The following is a 15,867-nucleotide window of genomic DNA, read 5'->3' on the forward strand; positions in this document are numbered from 1 at the left end:
GATCGTCCGCTCCTCGGTTTGTGGGCCGGGGCCCCGACCACTAGGATCGCGCGGGTGCTCGCCTACCGGAGGATCATCGCCGCATCCTTCCGGCAGTACTCGACCTACCGGATGGCCACGGCCGCCGGGGTGTTCACCAACACGGTCTTCGGGCTCATCCGCGCCTCCATCATGCTCGCCGCGATCAGCACGGCCGGCGGGGAGCTCAGCGGCTACACCGCCCTGCAGGCGGCGACCTACGTGTGGCTGGGGCAGGCGCTCCTGGCGCCCATCGAGGCCTTCGGCACCCGCGAGGTCTCCCAGCGGGTGCATCAGGGCGACATCGCCGTCGACCTCCTGCGCCCCGTCCCCTTCCTCGGCCTCCACTATGCCCAGAAGCTGGGTCGTTCCGGCTTCCTGCTCCTCGGCCGCGGCATCCCTCCGCTGGTGATCGGCGCGCTCGTGACGGGTCTGTCCCTGCCCGAGCACCCGGCCTCCTATCTGCTCGGCGCGGTGTCGATCCTGCTCGCGATCACCGTCGCCTTCCTCGCCGACATGATGGTCAACCTCGCGGCCTTCTGGCTGCTGGAGACCCGCGGCCTCACCGTCGTCTACAACGCCGTGATGAACCTGCTCTCGGGGTTCCTCATCCCCATCGTCTGGTTCCCCGACTGGCTGCTCGCGATCGCCCGCGCCACCCCGTTCCCCTCGATGGTGCAGACGCCGATCGACGCGATCTCCGGGCGCATCCCGCCCGCCGAGGCCCTCGGCGCCATCGGCGTCCAGGCCGCCTGGGCGGTCGTGCTCCTGCTCGCGGCCTCCCTCATGCTGCGCGCCGGCGTGCGCACCGTGGAGGTGCAGGGTGGCTGAGCATCCCGTCCCTTCCGGCGCGGCTTCGTCGGAGCGTCCCGGCACGGCGCCGTCGGACCGTCCCGTCTCGACGCTGCGGATGGTCCGCACCCTGTACGGCTCGCGGATCCGCTCCCAGGCGTCCTTCCGCGCCAGCTTCCTCGCCGATCTGCTGGGGCAGGTGCTCATCGTCGGCACCGAGTTCATCGAGCTGTGGGTGATCCTCGCGCAGGTGGGGACGCTCGGCGGGATGACGCTTCCGCAGGTCGCCGTGGTCTACGGGCTCGGCGCGCTCGCCTTCGGCCTCGCCGACCTCGTCTTCGGGGAGATCGACGGGCTCTCCGCGCAGATCCGCAGCGGACGCCTGGAGACGCTGCTGATCCGGCCGGTGCCGATGCTCCTGCAGATCTCGAGCCTCGACCTGTCCCTGCGCCGGCTGGGCCGGATCCTCGTGGGCCTCGGGATGTACGCGACGGCGCTCGGGATCAGCGGCTTCGAGCCGACGGCCGCCCGCCTGGTCCTCGCGGTGCTCGCCCCGCTCGCGGGTGCGGCCCTGTTCGGCGCCCTGTTCACGATGGCCGGGGCGATGCAGTTCTGGCTCGTCGACGGACGCGAGTTCGCCAACGCCTTCACCTACGGCGGGAACTACGTCGCGACCGTCCCGGGGGCCGTGCTCTCGCTCCCGCTGCGCGCGTTCTTCACCTTCGTCATCCCGGCGACGCTCGTCGCCTACGCCCCGACCCTCGTCCTGCTGGACCTGCCCGGACCGTCCCTGCTGCCGCAGTGGTCGGGATGGGCGGGCCTGCCGGCAGCGGTCCTCGCCTGGGTCCTCGCCGCGCTGCTGTGGCGCGCGGGGATCCGCCGATACACAGGAGCCGGCGGATGAGCGCCACCCCCTTCCCCTCCGACCCCGCCGGCCCCGTCGAGCCCGCCTCGGCCCGTCCCGCCTCGGCCGACGCCGGCCCCGCGATCGTGCTCGAGCACCTGCGCCGCGACTACGTCGTGCGCGCGACGAGCGAGGGGTCGCGTCTGCGCCGCACGCGCCGGCAGGTCCGTGCGGTCGACGACATCAGCCTGCGCGTCGAGCACGGGGAGGCCGTCGGCTTCGTCGGCGCCAACGGCGCGGGCAAGTCCACGACCATCAAGATGATGACCGGGATCCTGCAGCCGACCTCCGGCACCGTGCAGGTCCTCGGCCGCGCGCCCGTGCCCGAGCGGCGTCGCCTCGCCCGCGAGATCGGCGTGGTCTTCGGCCAGCGCTCGCAGCTGTGGTGGGACCTCCCCCTGCGCGACTCGTTCCGGATCCTCGCGGCGATGCACCGGATGAGCGATGCCGCCCGGGACGCCCGGCTGGGACGGCTCGTCGACGGCCTCGACCTGGGCGGATTCCTCGACCGGCCGGTGCGGCAGCTGTCGCTGGGGCAGCGGATGCGCGGCGAGGTCGCCGCCGCGCTGCTGCACTCCCCCGCGCTCGTCGTCCTCGACGAGCCGACGATCGGCCTGGACATGGTCTCGAAGGAGGGGCTGCGGCGCTTCCTGCGCGAGGACCGCGCCGAGCGCGGCACCACGCTGTTCCTGACCACGCACGACATGGGCGACGTCGAGCGGCTCTGCGACCGGATCGTCGTGGTCAACTCCGGCACCGTCGCCTACGACGGCGGGCTCGGCGCCTTCCGCGATCATCTCGGCGCCCCGCGCGAGCTGATCGTCGACCTCGCCGCTCCGCGGTCCGCGCTGCGCCTGCCCGAGGGCGCCGAGGCCGCGGCGGTCGAGGCCGACGGGATCCGCCATCGCATCCGCTTCGCCGGCTCGCGCCTGACCGCACCCGCGCTGCTCGCGGCGATCGGCGAGCAGGCCGAGGTCCGCGACCTCGCGCTGCGGGAGCCCGCGATCGAGGATCTGGTGCGCGACATCTACGCCCGCGGGCGCTGACGCGCGGCGGGCCCGGAGCCTCCGTCGCGCTTCCGCTCCCGCTCCCGCGCTCGCTCCCGCCGCAGGTCACGACACGCCGAGGAGCGGACGGATCAGGCTTCCCTTACCGCGATGAGGAACAATGTCCCATCACCCGGTTCCGGAACGGCCCGCCTCCGTGCGGTCCCGTCCGCGCGCCGTCGACCGTCCGCGGCATCGGCGCGACCGTCCGACCGGTCCCGCCGTCGGCCGCCGCCCGCTCCGCAGAGCCGTCCGCGCCGGGTCCCCGGACCCCGGGGCCCGCCGGGCCCGCCGGACGAGATCGGAGGATCATGGCCCGCTCCTACGCCAGCGTCGGACAGATGACGACCTATGCGGTCGAACGCTCCGTCCAGGCTCCCGACCTCGATCTCCATCGCGGCGACCACTCGTACGTCGAGCTGCTGCTGCGGCACATGCTCGAGTTCGTGCTGATGGCGCCCCGCAGCCGCGACGCCTTCCTGCGGGCCTACGTCCACTCCGACGCGACCACCGGGTCGATCGTCGCCGAGCCGCGCACCCGGCGCCGCGCCCCCGCGCTGACGGCGGAGATCCTCCCCTGGTCCGGGCACCGCGACGAGGGCGCCCGCCTGGGGATCGCGCTGCGGGTCGGCGGCCCCTTCACCGCGAGCGACCTCGCGCAGCTGCGCCGGAACCTCGGCGGCTGCCCGCACGGCACCATGGTCACGATCGTCCGCCGCGCCGACCTCGAGGCGCAGCAGGAGAGCCTGCGGCGCCTCCCGGACTCCCCGAGCGAGGCTCGCGTCGTCGTGACGACCTGGAAGCACCTGTCCCGCCGGCTCGCGAAGTCCGATGCGGGCCATGCGCACCTGTGGGAGGCCATCGCCGAGATCGGCGAGCACGCGGCCTCGCCCGTCGTGCAGTACCCGGTGGATCCCCGCCGTCTGCTCGGCGATCCCGACACCGCCGCCGAGCTGCGCGCCCACCTCGACGTGCTGCTCGAGGCCGGTCGTGCGCTCTACGGCGCCGCCCCCCGCTTCTCGACCCGGCGGGGCCAGCGGGACGCGCTGCTGCAGGTCGGCGGCTCCCGCGGCCGCACCGCGCTCGAGTTCGGCGAGGTCTCCCACGGCACGCCGATCCGCCTGGCCGCTCCCGACGAGGCACCGATCCCGCTGGGCATCGGGCGGATCACCACGCCGGAGGAGCGTGCCGAGGCCGAGGCCCTGCTCGGCGTGATCTCGCGGCGCACGGCCTGGCGCACCGACGTCCACGCCCTGCACTCGCTGCCGGGCTGCGGGTCGCTGATCGGGATGCCCGCCTCCCCCGGCGTCGAGAACGCGCGCCTCGTGCTGTGGGCGGTGCTGAACCCCGCCCTGCTGCGGGACCACGGCTTCGAGCTCGCCCCCGCGCGCCGGCAGCCGGCGCTGACCTCGCGCACGCTCGCGCTGCGCCTCGTCTACCGGGAGGACCCCGACACGCTCTACCGGATCTGGGTGGGCGGCCGGAGCCGCTGGGAGGCGATCATCCCGCGGGTCACGCGGGAGGCCACCGCGCACCGCCCCGAGGAGACCTATGCGATCGCTCCCCGCAAGGGGCAGTCCACCGCGGACTTCGTGTGGGAGGTCCACCGGGCGCTGCGGTCGCTCACCATCCCCACGACGCTGTGAGCGATGCGGCCCCGCCGTCGGCCCGAGGATGCGCGAGGATGAGGGCATGAGCATCGACGAGGCCGCCGCGCGCGGCGCGGAAAACCGTCCCCTGCACGGCGAGTACAAGGTCCGCGGCGGCAAGCTGGTCGCCGTCGACGTCGCGGTCGAGGACGGCCGCATCGCCTCCGCCTCGGTCTTCGGGGACTTCTTCCTCGAGCCCGACGATGCGCTCGAGGACATCTCCGCAGCGCTCGTCGGCCAGGAGGCCGCCGCCTCCGCCGCCGAGCTGGCCTCGGCGATCACCGCCCGCCTCGAGGCACGACCAGATCCCGTGCAGATGATCGGCTTCGACGCGCGGGCCGTCGCGATCGCCGTGCGCCGCGCCCTCGGCCACGCCTCCCGCTGGGAGGACCTCTCCTTCGACGTCATCGGACCCGTGGTGCTGCCGCCCGTGCTGCATGTGGCCCTCGATGAGGTGCTCCCCCACGAGGTGGCCGCGGGGCGCCGCCCGCCCCTGTTCCGCATCTGGGACTGGGACTCCTCGCTCGTGGTGATCGGCTCCTACCAGTCGCTGCGCAACGAGATCGACGCCGAGGGCGCCGCCCGCCACGGAATCGACGTGGTCCGCCGCATCACCGGGGGCGGCGCCATGTTCATGGAGCAGGGCAACTGCATCACCTATTCGCTGATCGTCCCGACCTCGCTCGTCGAGGGGCTCTCCTTCGAGCAGGCCTACGCCTATCTCGACGACTGGGTGATGGGCGCCCTCGCGGAGATCGGGGTGAAGGCGCGCTACGTGCCGCTGAACGACATCGCCTCCGAGAAGGGCAAGATCGGAGGCGCCGCCCAGCGCCGCTTCGCCGGCGGCGTGCTGCTGCACCACGTGACCATGTCCTACGACATCGACGCCGACAAGATGGGCGAGGTGCTGCGGATCGGCCGCGAGAAGCTGTCCGACAAGGGCACGCGGAGCGCGAACAAGCGCGTGGACCCGATGCGCTCCCAGACCGGCCTGCCGCGCGAGCAGATCATCGCCGGCTTCCTCGAGTTCTTCCGCGCCCGCTACGACACCGTCGACTCGGCCTACACCGAGGCCGAGCTCGAGGCCGCCCGCGAGCTCGCCCGCACGAAGTTCAGCACCCCGGAGTGGACCGCGCGGGTGCCGTGACGGTGCGGTGAGCGCACGCCGCGACCCCGGACCTCACGCGCGCAGCCCCAGCTCGGCATGCGCTCCGCGGTAGACGGCCGTGCGCAGCTCGATCGCCCAGGCGTCGGACTCCGGCATGCCGAGCGCACGGGCGACCGCGATCTCCGCCTCGATGTCGTAGGGCACCCGCACGATCTGGATGCCGAAGGGCGCGGGGCCGTCCGCCGCGGGGTCGCCCTCGAGGATCGCATAGGACGGGGTCGGCTCGTCGAGCGGGTTGCCGACGCTGCCGACGTTCACGATCGTGCCCTCGGGCCGCGTCGAGATGTGCACGTCGTGGATGTCCCCGTAGACGAGGACGTCCGCCGGCTCTCCCCCGCCGGTGAAGTCCGAGGGGGCGAGCATCATCGCGAACTGCTCCGGGCTCGGCTCCCGCAGGACCCGGGTGAACTCCCCGACGGGCGAGGCGTGCACGAGCCGCACCAGGCGGCCGGACAGGCGCAGGTCGAGGCTGCCGGGCCGCGAGAGCATCCAGTCGCGGGCCTCCGCGTCGAGCTCCTCGCGCCACCAGCGCATGCCCTCGCTGCGGTCCGGGATGTCCCCGGCCAGGAGGATCTCCCAGTTCCCGCGCACCATCTCCTCGCAGCGCTCGCGGGTCAGCCGCACGCAGTCTGTGCCGCGGGGCCCCTTGCCCGCCACGTCGCCGAGGCTGATCACGCGCTCGATGCCGCGGCCCGCGATGTCGGCGAGCACGGCCTCGAAGGCGGAGAGGTTGCCGTGCACGTCGGAGACCAGGGCGATGCGTTCGAGAGCCATGGGGACACCGTACGGCCCGGTGAGGCCCGGTGCTGCGCGGCGTGGGCGGGGCCCGTGCACGCGAGTGCTCTCACAGTGGGGACCCTCGCGTTGCGCTCGGGGACAGACCTGGAACAATGACCCCCATGACCGATACCGCACCGCGCACCGACCCCGCCATCCCCGACCGCCCCTCCCTCGAGGGCCTCGAGGAGAAGTGGGACGGCGTATGGAGCGATCAGCAGCTCTACGCCTTCGACCCGGAGACCACCCGCGACCAGGTCTTCTCCGTCGACACCCCGCCGCCCACGGCGTCGGGATCGCTGCATGTGGGCCACGTGTTCGGCTACTCGCAGGCCGACATGATCGTGCGCTACCAGCGCATGCGCGGCAAGAACATCTTCTACCCGCTGGGCTGGGACGACAACGGCCTGCCCACCGAGCGCCGCGCGCAGAACTACTTCGGCGTGCGCTGCGACCCGTCGCTCCCCTACGTCGAGGACTTCACGCCCCCGCAGGAGGGCGGCGACAACAAGTCCTCGAAGACCGCGAACCAGGTCCCGGTCTCGCGCCGCAACTTCATCGAGCTGTGCGAGCGCCTCACCGAGATCGACGAGAAGTCCTTCGAGGAGGTCTTCCGCACGCTCGGCCTGTCGGTCGACTGGGACTACAGCTACCAGACCATCGACGCCCGCTCGCGGGCGACCTCCCAGCGCGCGTTCCTCGAGAACCTCGCGGCCGGCCAGGCGTACCAGGCGGAGGCCCCCACGATGTGGGACGTCACCTACCGCACCGCCGTCGCCCAGGCCGAGCAGGAGGACCGCGAGCGCCCCGGCGCCTACCACCGCCTGGGCTTCACCCGGACCGACGGCTCCGGCGAGAAGGTCGTCATCGCGACCACGCGCCCCGAGCTGCTGCCCGCCTGCGTCGCCCTCGTCGCCCATCCCGACGACGAGCGCTACCAGGGCCTCTTCGGCACCACGGTGGCCTCGCCCCTGTTCGACGTCGAGGTGCCCGTTCTCGCGCACCCGCTCGCGCAGCCCGACAAGGGCGCCGGCATCGCGATGATCTGCACCTTCGGCGACGCGAACGACGTCACCTGGTGGCGCGAGCTCGAGCTGCCGACCCGCTCGGTGATCGGCCGCGACGGCCGCTTCATCGCCGAGACCCCGTGGATCACCTCGGAGGCGGGCGCGGCTCGCTACGCCGAGCTCGCGGGCCTGACCGTCTTCAGCGCCCAGAAGCGCGTGGTCGAGATGGCGACCGAGTCCGGCGACCTCACCGGCGAGATCGAGCCGATCACCCACCCGGTGAAGTTCTACGAGAACGGCGACAAGCCGCTCGAGTTCGTCACCTCCCGCCAGTGGTACCTCACCAACGGCGGCCGCGATCAGTCCGAGGGCGGTCTGCGCGACGCGCTCATCGCCCGCGGCGGCGAGCTGACCTGGCATCCCGCCTACATGGAGGCCCGCTACCGCAACTGGGTCGAGGGCCTCGCCGGCGACTGGCTGATCTCCCGCCAGCGCTTCTTCGGCGTCCCCTTCCCCGTCTGGTACGCCGTCGGCGCCGACGGCGAGACGGACTACGACTCGGTCCTGACCCCCGCGATCGACCGTCTGCCGATCGATCCGACGATCGACGTGCCCGAGGGCTACACCGAGGAGCAGCGCGGCCAGGCCGGTGGCTTCGTCGCCGATCCCGACATCCTCGACACGTGGGCGACCTCGTCGCTGACCCCGCAGCTCGCGGGCGGTTGGAACGCCGACCCGGAGCTGTTCGCGAAGGTGTATCCGATGGACCTGCGCCCGCAGGGCCACGACATCATCCGCACCTGGCTGTTCTCCACCATCGTCCGCTCGCACCTGCAGCAGGATGCGCTGCCCTGGGAGCACGCCTCGATCAACGGCTGGATCCTCGACCCGGACCGCAAGAAGATGTCCAAGTCCAAGGGCAACGTGGTCACCCCGATCGGCCTGCTGCAGCAGCACGGCTCCGACGGCGTCCGCTACTGGGCGGGCCGTGCCCGCCAGGGCGTCGACACGGCCTTCGACGAGGGCCAGATGAAGATCGGTCGCCGTCTGGCGATCAAGATCCTCAACGCCTCGAAGTTCGCCCTCGGCTTCGGCGAGGCCCCCGCGGACCCCGCGGGCCGTCTCGCCGCGGATCCGTCCGTCGTGACCGACCCCCTGGATCGCGCGCTGCTGGCGCGGCTGGCCGAGGTGGTCGAGCAGGCGACCGTCGCCTTCGACGACATGGACTACGCCCGCGCCCTCGAGATCGTCGAGCCCTTCTTCTGGGCCTTCTGCGACGACTACATCGAGCTGGTGAAGGAGCGCGCCCACGGCAACGGGGCGGCCGGCGAGGCCGGTGCGGCCTCCGCCCGCGCGGCGCTCGCGATCGCGCTCGAGGTGCAGCTGCGCCTGTTCGCCCCCGTGGTCGTCTTCGCGACCGAGGAGGTCTGGTCGTGGTGGCGCGGAGGCAGCGTCCACACGCAGGCGTGGCCGACGTCGGACGGTCTCCGCGAGGCCGCCGCCGGCCAGGACGCCGCGCTCCTGGACGTCCTCGCCGACGCCGCGATCGTCGTCCGACGCATCAAGTCCGACGCGAAGGTCTCGCAGAAGACCCCGGTCCTCTCGGTCCGGATCGTCGCGCCCGCCGCGTCGATCGCCGCCCTCGAGGCCGCCTCCGGCGACCTGACGGCCCTCGGCCGCATCGAGCAGCTCGAGCTCGTCGCGGGCGAGGTCGAGGGAGAGAGCATCCGCACCGAGGACGTCGTCCTCGGCGAGCCCCCGGTCAAGGCACCCCGCACCAAGGGCTGAGGCTCCCGGCGGTCCTGCCGGCGGCGCTCGCCGCCCGCAGGACCGCCGCCCCGTCGCCGTCGATGCACCGGTCGCCGTCGATGCACCGCACGGGGCGACGCTCCCGGCCGACGACGAGGAGATCATGACCGACCGCACCTATCGTTCCGGTGTCAGCACGGTGTTCCTGGGCATCGGGTGCGCGCTGATCCTCCTCGGCGTGCTCGGCTTCCCCGTGCTCGGCATCGCCCTGGCCCTCGCATCCGGCGACGCCTCCGTCCTGTGGGTGATGCTGGCGAGCCCGATCGCTGTGATCGCCGGTGGAGGGATGGCCTTCGCCGGCTGGCGCCGCACGGTGACCGTCGGGGCCGACGGCGTCGCGTGGCGCACGGCGCTCTCCGCCGGCGGCGCCGTCCCCTATGCGCAGATCCACCAGGTCCAGGTGCCGCTGGGGAACGAGGGCATCGGCGCCCCGCGCGGAGTGCGCCTCCTGCTCAGGGACGGCAGCTCGGTGGCCGTCCGGTCGCTCCGGCTCTCCAGCGGCGACGGCGGATACTACGCCGACGGGAAGTACATGCAGGCCGCGCAGGCCATCGTCGAGGCCCACCATCGATGGTGGACGGTGAACGGACCGAGCAGGCGGGGCTGATCCCCCTCGCCCGGTGTCAGTCAGAGTCGGTCAGAAGGGCCAGTTGTCCTGGACCCAGTCCCCGGCGGTGTCCATCGCCCCGGAGAAGTCGCCGGCCAGGTCGTCGAGGTCGTAGTCGCCCGGCGTGAAGCTGTCGACGATGGCGTTGGGGTGGATGGCGAAGCTCGTCGAGCCGCCGAAGCCGAGCTCCGCGGCGATCGATCCGCCGACGCTGACCGAGACCTCATCCGTGGAGAGAGTGGCACCGGCGCTCGCACCGGCACTCGCGCCGACCTTCTCGCTGATCGACGTCGAGGAGGAGAACCAGCCGCCCGGCGAGGTCGACTCGAAGGTCTGCGTCGCCGACGCACCGACGAAGGCATTGGCCCCCGCACCCATGGTGATGCCGTTGACCTGCCCCTCGTCGTTGCGGGTGACGTGGTTGTACGCGTAGGCGTTGGCGTCGGCGCCGACGAAGAGGTCCTGGGAGACGGAGTTCGAGGACCCCAGCGGCCCGTCGACCGTCACGTTCTGCGAGACGTACGCTCCCGAGCCGGCGGAGGCGCCCACCGAGGCGCCGTCCGGACCGATCGTCCCGCCGGCCTCGGCGTAGGCCTCCATCCCGATGTTCGTGCTGGCGGTGACGCCGGTCCCGAAGGGGCCGCGGATGCTGTCCTCGATGCCGGCCTCGAGGCTGCCGCGGGCCCCGACGGTCCCGGTGATGTTGCCGTAGGGATCCGTCGTGACGTTCGCGCCCGCGCTGTAGTTCGCCCCCGCGTGGACGTCGACGTAGCCCAGATCGGTGTCGAGCTCCCGACCGGAGAGGAGATCGGGGTTCCACGTGAACTGCTCACCGACGGGCCGGTCGTTCCCGTACACGTCGCCCCGGCCGCCGTATCCGGCGTCGCCGTAGAACTCCTGCTCCCCCGTGGCCCCGCCTCCCGAGAACCAGTCGCCGAGTCCGAGGGCCAGATGGCGGAGGTCGAGGGGATGGATCGGCATCGGCGCGGGCCAGCCGATGAGCGGCCCCAGCGGCATCCCCGGCCAGCACCTCTCCGGATCGATGAGGTTCCGGACGATGTCGAAGAAGTCGGCGTCCCCGTCGCGGGACGCATCGTCCTGCTCCTCGGCGTGACCGCGCAGCTCGCCCCCGTGCTGGCGGATCTCCTCGGCGCGGGAGAGGACTGCTCCCCGCACTCTGCCGGTCCACTCCGACCGGAAGGCGTCGGCGTCGCTGCCGACCCATTCGGTCTGCTCGATGAGCGCGGAGGTGGCGTCCACGAGGTCGACGAGCCGCTGCGCTCCCCGGACGCATGCTTCCGCATGGCCGCGCATCTGCTCCGTGTCACCGCCGTAGAAATCTGCCACCGCCGCGCTCCTCTTTCCCTGTCCCACGTTCCCTGACGTGAGGACAACGCTAGGCGAACGCGCAGGATCCGCCCATGGGGAGAACTCCCCATGCCCGGCGGGAGGGAAGGCGGAGCGTCAGCTCTCGTCGGCGCTCTCGTCGCGGATGCTCTCGTGGTGCCGGATCACCTCGGTGACGATGAAGCGCAGGAACGCTTCGGCGAAGGTCGGATCCAGCCCGGCCTCGTCGGCGAGGGAGCGCAGGCGCTCGATCTGGAGCTTCTCCCGATCCGGGTCCGCCGGCGGCAGGCCGTGCGTGGCCTTGAGGACGCCCACGCGCTGCGTGTGGCGGAAGCGCTCGGCCAGCAGGTGCACGAGGGCGGCGTCGATGTTGTCGATGCTGCGGCGCTCGTCGAGGAGGAGCTCGCGGGCCCGGGCGACGTCGTCGGTGGTGGCAGCCATCAGGCGGTGCGGTCCTCTCGGGAGGCGGAGCCCTGATCGGACTCCTTGGCGGTGACCATGAGCGGGGCTCGGCCGGCGGTGATGACGCCCTCGGTGATGACCACCTTGGCGATGTCGCCGCGCGAGGGCACCTCGAACATGACGGGCTGCAGAGCCTCCTCGAGGATCGCCCGCAGGCCGCGCGCGCCGGTCCCCCGGTCGATGGCGCGGTCGGCGATCGCCTCGAGGGCGCTGCGCTCGAAGTCGAGCTCCGCACCGTCGAGCTCGAACATCTTCTGGTACTGCTTGATCAGGGCGTTCTTCGGCTCCGTGAGGATCTGGATGAGAGCATCGCGGTCGAGGTTCGCCACGCTCGTGATGACCGGCAGACGGCCGATGAACTCGGGGATCAGTCCGAACTTCAGCAGGTCCTCGGGCCGCAGCTCGGCATAGATCTGCTCCTGCTCCATCGGGGTGTGCAGCTCGGCGCCGAAGCCGATGCCGCGCTTGCCGATGCGGGAGCCGATGATGTCCTCGATGCCGGCGAAGGCGCCGGCGACGATGAACAGGACGTTGGTCGTATCGATCTGGATGAAGTCCTGATGGGGGTGCTTGCGACCGCCCTGCGGCGGCACCGCCGCGACCGTGCCCTCGAGGATCTTCAGCAGCGCCTGCTGCACGCCCTCGCCGGAGACGTCGCGGGTGATCGACGGGTTCTCGGCCTTGCGACCGATCTTGTCGACCTCGTCGATGTAGATGATGCCGCGCTCGGCCTTCTTGACGTCGTAGTCGGCGGCCTGGAGGAGCTTCAGGAGGATGTTCTCGACATCCTCGCCGACGTAGCCCGCCTCGGTCAGCGCCGTCGCATCGGCCATCGCGAAGGGCACGTCGAGCATCTTCGCCAGGGTCTGCGCGAGATACGTCTTCCCGCAGCCCGTGGGGCCGACGATCATGACGTTCGACTTGGCGACCTCGACCTCGGAGGCCGGGGAGATCTCTTCGGCCTCGCCGGCCTTGGCGGAGCGGCCGGCGGGCTTGAGCGCCTGCGCCTGCTCCTGCTCCTGGGCGCGCACCCGCTTGTAGTGGTTGTAGACCGCGACCGCGAGAGCCCGCTTCGCCGGCTCCTGGCCGATGACGTACTCCTCGAGGAAGTCGAAGATCTCCCGCGGCGTCGGCAGCGGCGCCTGCTTCTCGGCGACGGGCTGGGCCGCCTGGATCTCCTCGGCGATGATCTCGTTGCACAGCTCGATGCACTCTTCGCAGATGTACACCTGCGGACCGGAGATCAGGCGCTCCACCTGCTTCTGCGACTTCCCGCAGAAGGAGCACTTGAAAACGTCGGCTCCGTCGCTGATGCGAGCCATGTCCGTCCTCTTTCCTTACCGGTGGTATTCCTTGCCGGGAGGGCGCCGGAGCGGCCCTCTCTCCGCGGGTCGACAGCCCCGGACCCGCTCCACGGTAGCCCAGGGCGGGCTCACCACGTCGCAGGCACGCGGCAGGACGCCTGCGTGCGGACAGCCCCTTCCGGCGTCGCGGAGCGTCGGGCGCACGGGGCGCCGTCGGTCGTCAGCGGCCCAGCTGCGGGCGCGCCTCCTTGCGGGAGGCGAGCACCTGGTCGACCAGGCCGTAGTCGAGGGCGGCCTGGGCGGTGAGGATCTTGTCGCGCTCGATGTCGCGGCTGATCTCCTCCTTGCTGCGGCCCGAGTGGTGCGCGAGGGTCTCCTCGAGCCATCCGCGCATGCGCATGATCTCGTTGGCCTGGATCTCGAGGTCGGACGCCTGCCCGCCGCCCCCCTGGCCGCCCATCGCGGGCTGGTGGATGAGGATGCGCGCGTTGGGCAGGGCCAGGCGCTTGCCGGGCGCGCCCGCGGCCAGCAGCACGGCGGCGGCGGAGGCCGCCTGGCCGAGGCACACCGTGGTGATGTCCGGCTTGATGTACTGCATCGTGTCGTAGATGGCGGTCAGCGCGGTGAAGGAGCCGCCGGGGCTGTTGATGTACAGCGTGATGTCGCGGTCGGGGTCCTGGGACTCCAGGACCAGCAGCTGGGCCATCACGTCGTCGGCCGAGGCGTCGTCCACCTGCACGCCGAGGAAGATGATGCGGTCCTCGAAGAGCTTGGTGTACGGGTCCTGGCGCTTGAAGCCGTAGGCGGTGCGCTCCTCGTACTGGGGCAGGACGTAGCGGGAGGTCGGCATCGGGCCGGCCTGGCCGTAGCCGGCCTGCGCGTAGGGGGCGAGACGGGGATCGAAGGTCACGGGGTCTCCTTGCTCGAGGCGTGTCGGATGAGGCGGGCGGTTCCGGGGCGGGGCCGGGTCAGTGCCCGGCCCCGCCGATGCCCGTGACGTCGTTCGCGCGGGTGACGATCTTGTCGATGAAGCCGTACTCGAGGGCCTCGGGGGCGGTGAACCAGTGGTCGCGGTCGGCATCCGCCGTGACCTGCTCGATCGTCTTCCCCGTCTGCTCCGCGGTCAGCTCGGCCATCTGCTGCTTCATGGAGAGGATCAGCTCGGCCTGGATCTTGATCTCCGAGGCGGTGCCGCCGAGGCCGCCGAGCGGCTGGTGCAGGAGCACGCGGGTGTGCGGGGTCGCGAACCGCTTGCCCTTGGTGCCGGAGGACAGCAGGAACTGCCCCATCGAGGCGGCCATGCCCATGGCCACCGTGACGACGTCCGGCTGGATGTACTGCATGGTGTCGTAGATGGCCATGCCCGCGGTGATCGATCCGCCGGGGCTGTTGATGTACAGGTAGATGTCCTTCTCAGGGTCCTCGGCGGCCAGCAGCAGCATCTTGGCGCAGATGGCGTTGGCGTTCTCGTCGCGGACCTCGGACCCCAGCCACACGATGCGCTCGCGCAGCAGGCGCTGGTAGACGTTGTCGTCCAGCCCCATCGGGGAGTCGCCGGCCGCGCTCATGGGCCGGTGGTCGTTGCTCTGGGAGGTCACGGTGTCTCCTTCGTGGCGGGAATCGGCGATGAGACGACTCTAGGCGGCGGAGAGGCGCCACGGCGCGCTGTTCGCCCTGGGCCTACCTGTTCGCGGAGGAACCGGCCGCCGCGCCTCCCGCCCTGCACCGCCCCCGCCCGCCACGGACGCGACCGTGCGGACCGGACGCTCCCGGACGCCTCCGATCCCCGCCGAACAGGATCGCGCGGGCCCCACCGGAGTGCCGCCCCGGACGCCCGACACCGGAGATCCCGCCGTCCAGGGGCCCGTCGGACGGTCCCGGACGTCTTGACCGTTGTGCCCCAGGTCCCCCGCTCGGGTCAAGCCGCTGCGCGTTCCGGTCACGAACAGTCGCCGTGACGTAAAGGGTCGACCAAGTCCCCTGCCCGGCTCTTCCAAGCCCCTTAACTCCACCGATCGGGGCTCCTACGGTTGCTGTCAGCAGCTCACGAAGCATCACCACCGCAGGACGAATCGACCCGACCGGGGTCGGAAGGAAAGCACTCACCTCATGGCTAAGCACAACTCGCACCGCGCCCCCGGCCGCGCCATCACCCCCGCCACCAACGCCCAGCGCGCCGCTCGCGGCCTCGGCGGCGCCGCGGTCCTCGGCACGGTCCTGGTCGGCACCGCCTTCGCGGGCACCTCGGCCCAGGCCGCCCCGGCCACCACCGCCACCCCCGCCGTCGCCACGGCCACCCAGACCGCCGCGGCCAGCACCGCCGTCGCGGCCACGGTGAGCACCGCGGCCGACGCGGCCACCTCGGTCTCCGCGAGCTCGCTGACCTCCTCCACGAAGCTCCGCTTCGGCTCCCGCGGCGACGCGGTCACCGAGCTGCAGACGGCGCTGAACGAGAACGGCGCGAACCTGGCCGTCGACGGCGTCTTCGGCTCCAAGACCAACTCCGCGGTCCGCTCCTACCAGAGCAACTCCGGCCTCGCGGTCGACGGCGTCGTCGGCCCCAAGACCCGTGCGGCCCTCAACGGCGGCACCGTGGCTTCCGCGGCCTCGACCAGCAGCTCGAGCTCCTCCTCGACCACGAGCTCCGGCAGCGCGATCGTCGACCGCGCCCGCTCGGCCATCGGCACCCCCTACGTCTGGGCCGGCGCCTCGCTCAGCGGCTTCGACTGCTCCGGCCTGGTCCAGTACGCCTACCAGGCGGCCGGCATCAGCCTCCCCCACCAGTCCGGCTCGATCGCCTCCGGCGGCACCTGGATCTCGCAGTCCCAGGCCCAGGCCGGCGACATCGTGGTCTACTCCGGCCACGTCGCAATCTACGTCGGCGACGGCATGATCATCGACGCCTCGCGCTCCAAGAGCCAGGTCGTCGAGCGTGCGATCTGGGGCTCCCCGCTGGGCTTCGTCACCTACCGCTGAT

14 protein-coding genes are annotated in these 15,867 nt (G+C 71.9%); 8 read left to right on the forward strand and 6 right to left on the reverse strand.

All coding sequences use genetic code 11. From position 1 onward, the window contains the following. Positions 1–54 precede the first annotated feature (54 nt). The 5 genes from ACXET9_RS01815 (at position 55) to ACXET9_RS01835 (ending at position 5,556) form a co-directional block, all read left to right on the forward strand. On the forward strand, positions 55–849 hold the full coding sequence (locus ACXET9_RS01815; RefSeq protein ID WP_457884316.1) for an ABC transporter permease: 795 nt from the start codon (positions 55–57) through the stop codon (positions 847–849). Next, the gene (locus ACXET9_RS01820; RefSeq protein WP_457884317.1) at positions 842–1,714 is read left to right on the forward strand and encodes an ABC transporter permease; all 873 of its coding nucleotides are present in this window, start codon (positions 842–844) and stop codon (positions 1,712–1,714) included. Before ACXET9_RS01815 ends, ACXET9_RS01820 begins: the two co-directional genes overlap by 8 nt. Further along, positions 1,711–2,760 carry an ABC transporter ATP-binding protein gene (locus ACXET9_RS01825; protein WP_457884319.1) on the forward strand — a complete coding sequence of 350 codons (1,050 nt, stop codon included), beginning with the start codon at positions 1,711–1,713 and terminating at the stop codon, positions 2,758–2,760. Before ACXET9_RS01820 ends, ACXET9_RS01825 begins: the two co-directional genes overlap by 4 nt. A 311-nt stretch (positions 2,761–3,071) precedes the next feature. Next, positions 3,072–4,406 (forward strand): hypothetical protein, encoded by a 1,335-nt coding sequence (locus ACXET9_RS01830; RefSeq protein WP_457884321.1) that lies wholly within the window; start codon positions 3,072–3,074, stop codon positions 4,404–4,406. Positions 4,407–4,497: 91 nt separating this feature from the next. Continuing rightward, positions 4,498–5,556 (forward strand): lipoyl protein ligase domain-containing protein, encoded by a 1,059-nt coding sequence (locus tag ACXET9_RS01835; protein WP_457884971.1) that lies wholly within the window; start codon positions 4,498–4,500, stop codon positions 5,554–5,556. Positions 5,557–5,589: 33 nt separating this feature from the next. On the opposite strand, the gene ACXET9_RS01840 is transcribed toward ACXET9_RS01835, so the two are convergent. Continuing rightward, a complete protein-coding gene (locus ACXET9_RS01840) occupies positions 5,590–6,351 on the reverse strand; it encodes a metallophosphoesterase family protein (protein ID WP_457884323.1) in 762 nt (253 codons plus the stop codon). Between the two features lie 125 nt (positions 6,352–6,476). Here ACXET9_RS01840 and valS point away from each other — a divergent pair, with 125 nt between their 5' ends. Both valS and ACXET9_RS01850 read left to right on the forward strand, forming a co-directional pair. Beyond that, complete coding sequence (valS, locus tag ACXET9_RS01845) at positions 6,477–9,149, forward strand: valine--tRNA ligase (RefSeq protein WP_457884325.1); 2,673 nt, start codon at positions 6,477–6,479, stop codon at positions 9,147–9,149. A 124-nt stretch (positions 9,150–9,273) separates the two neighbouring features. After that, positions 9,274–9,777, forward strand: a complete 504-nt coding sequence (locus tag ACXET9_RS01850; protein WP_457884327.1) for a hypothetical protein — start codon at positions 9,274–9,276, stop codon at positions 9,775–9,777. 30 nt (positions 9,778–9,807) lie between these two features. On the opposite strand, the gene ACXET9_RS01855 is transcribed toward ACXET9_RS01850, so the two are convergent. The 5 genes from ACXET9_RS01855 to ACXET9_RS01875 form a co-directional block, all read right to left on the reverse strand. Then, positions 9,808–11,124 carry a WXG100 family type VII secretion target gene (locus ACXET9_RS01855; protein ID WP_457884329.1) on the reverse strand — a complete coding sequence of 439 codons (1,317 nt, stop codon included), beginning with the start codon at positions 11,122–11,124 and terminating at the stop codon, positions 9,808–9,810. A gap of 117 nt (positions 11,125–11,241) precedes the next feature. Next, on the reverse strand, positions 11,242–11,565 hold the full coding sequence (locus tag ACXET9_RS01860; RefSeq protein ID WP_457884331.1) for a chorismate mutase: 324 nt from the start codon (positions 11,563–11,565) through the stop codon (positions 11,242–11,244). Next, positions 11,565–12,908: an ATP-dependent Clp protease ATP-binding subunit ClpX gene (gene clpX, locus ACXET9_RS01865; protein WP_457884332.1), complete on the reverse strand. Its 1,344-nt coding sequence runs from the start codon at positions 12,906–12,908 to the stop codon at positions 11,565–11,567. The genes ACXET9_RS01860 and clpX overlap by 1 nt, the downstream gene beginning before the upstream one ends. Positions 12,909–13,110: 202 nt before the next feature. Next, complete coding sequence (locus ACXET9_RS01870) at positions 13,111–13,740, reverse strand: ATP-dependent Clp protease proteolytic subunit (RefSeq protein ID WP_457884973.1); 630 nt, start codon at positions 13,738–13,740, stop codon at positions 13,111–13,113. Positions 13,741–13,858: 118 nt separating this feature from the next. Then, positions 13,859–14,458 carry an ATP-dependent Clp protease proteolytic subunit gene (locus ACXET9_RS01875; RefSeq protein ID WP_457884974.1) on the reverse strand — a complete coding sequence of 200 codons (600 nt, stop codon included), beginning with the start codon at positions 14,456–14,458 and terminating at the stop codon, positions 13,859–13,861. A 541-nt stretch (positions 14,459–14,999) separates the two neighbouring features. Between ACXET9_RS01875 and ACXET9_RS01880 the strand changes: the two genes are divergently transcribed. After that, positions 15,000–15,866, forward strand: coding sequence for a C40 family peptidase (locus ACXET9_RS01880; RefSeq protein ID WP_457884334.1), 867 nt, complete (start codon positions 15,000–15,002; stop codon positions 15,864–15,866). Position 15,867 lies beyond the last annotated feature (1 nt).

This window comes from Brachybacterium netajii (SeqCode) (genome assembly GCF_054114245.1).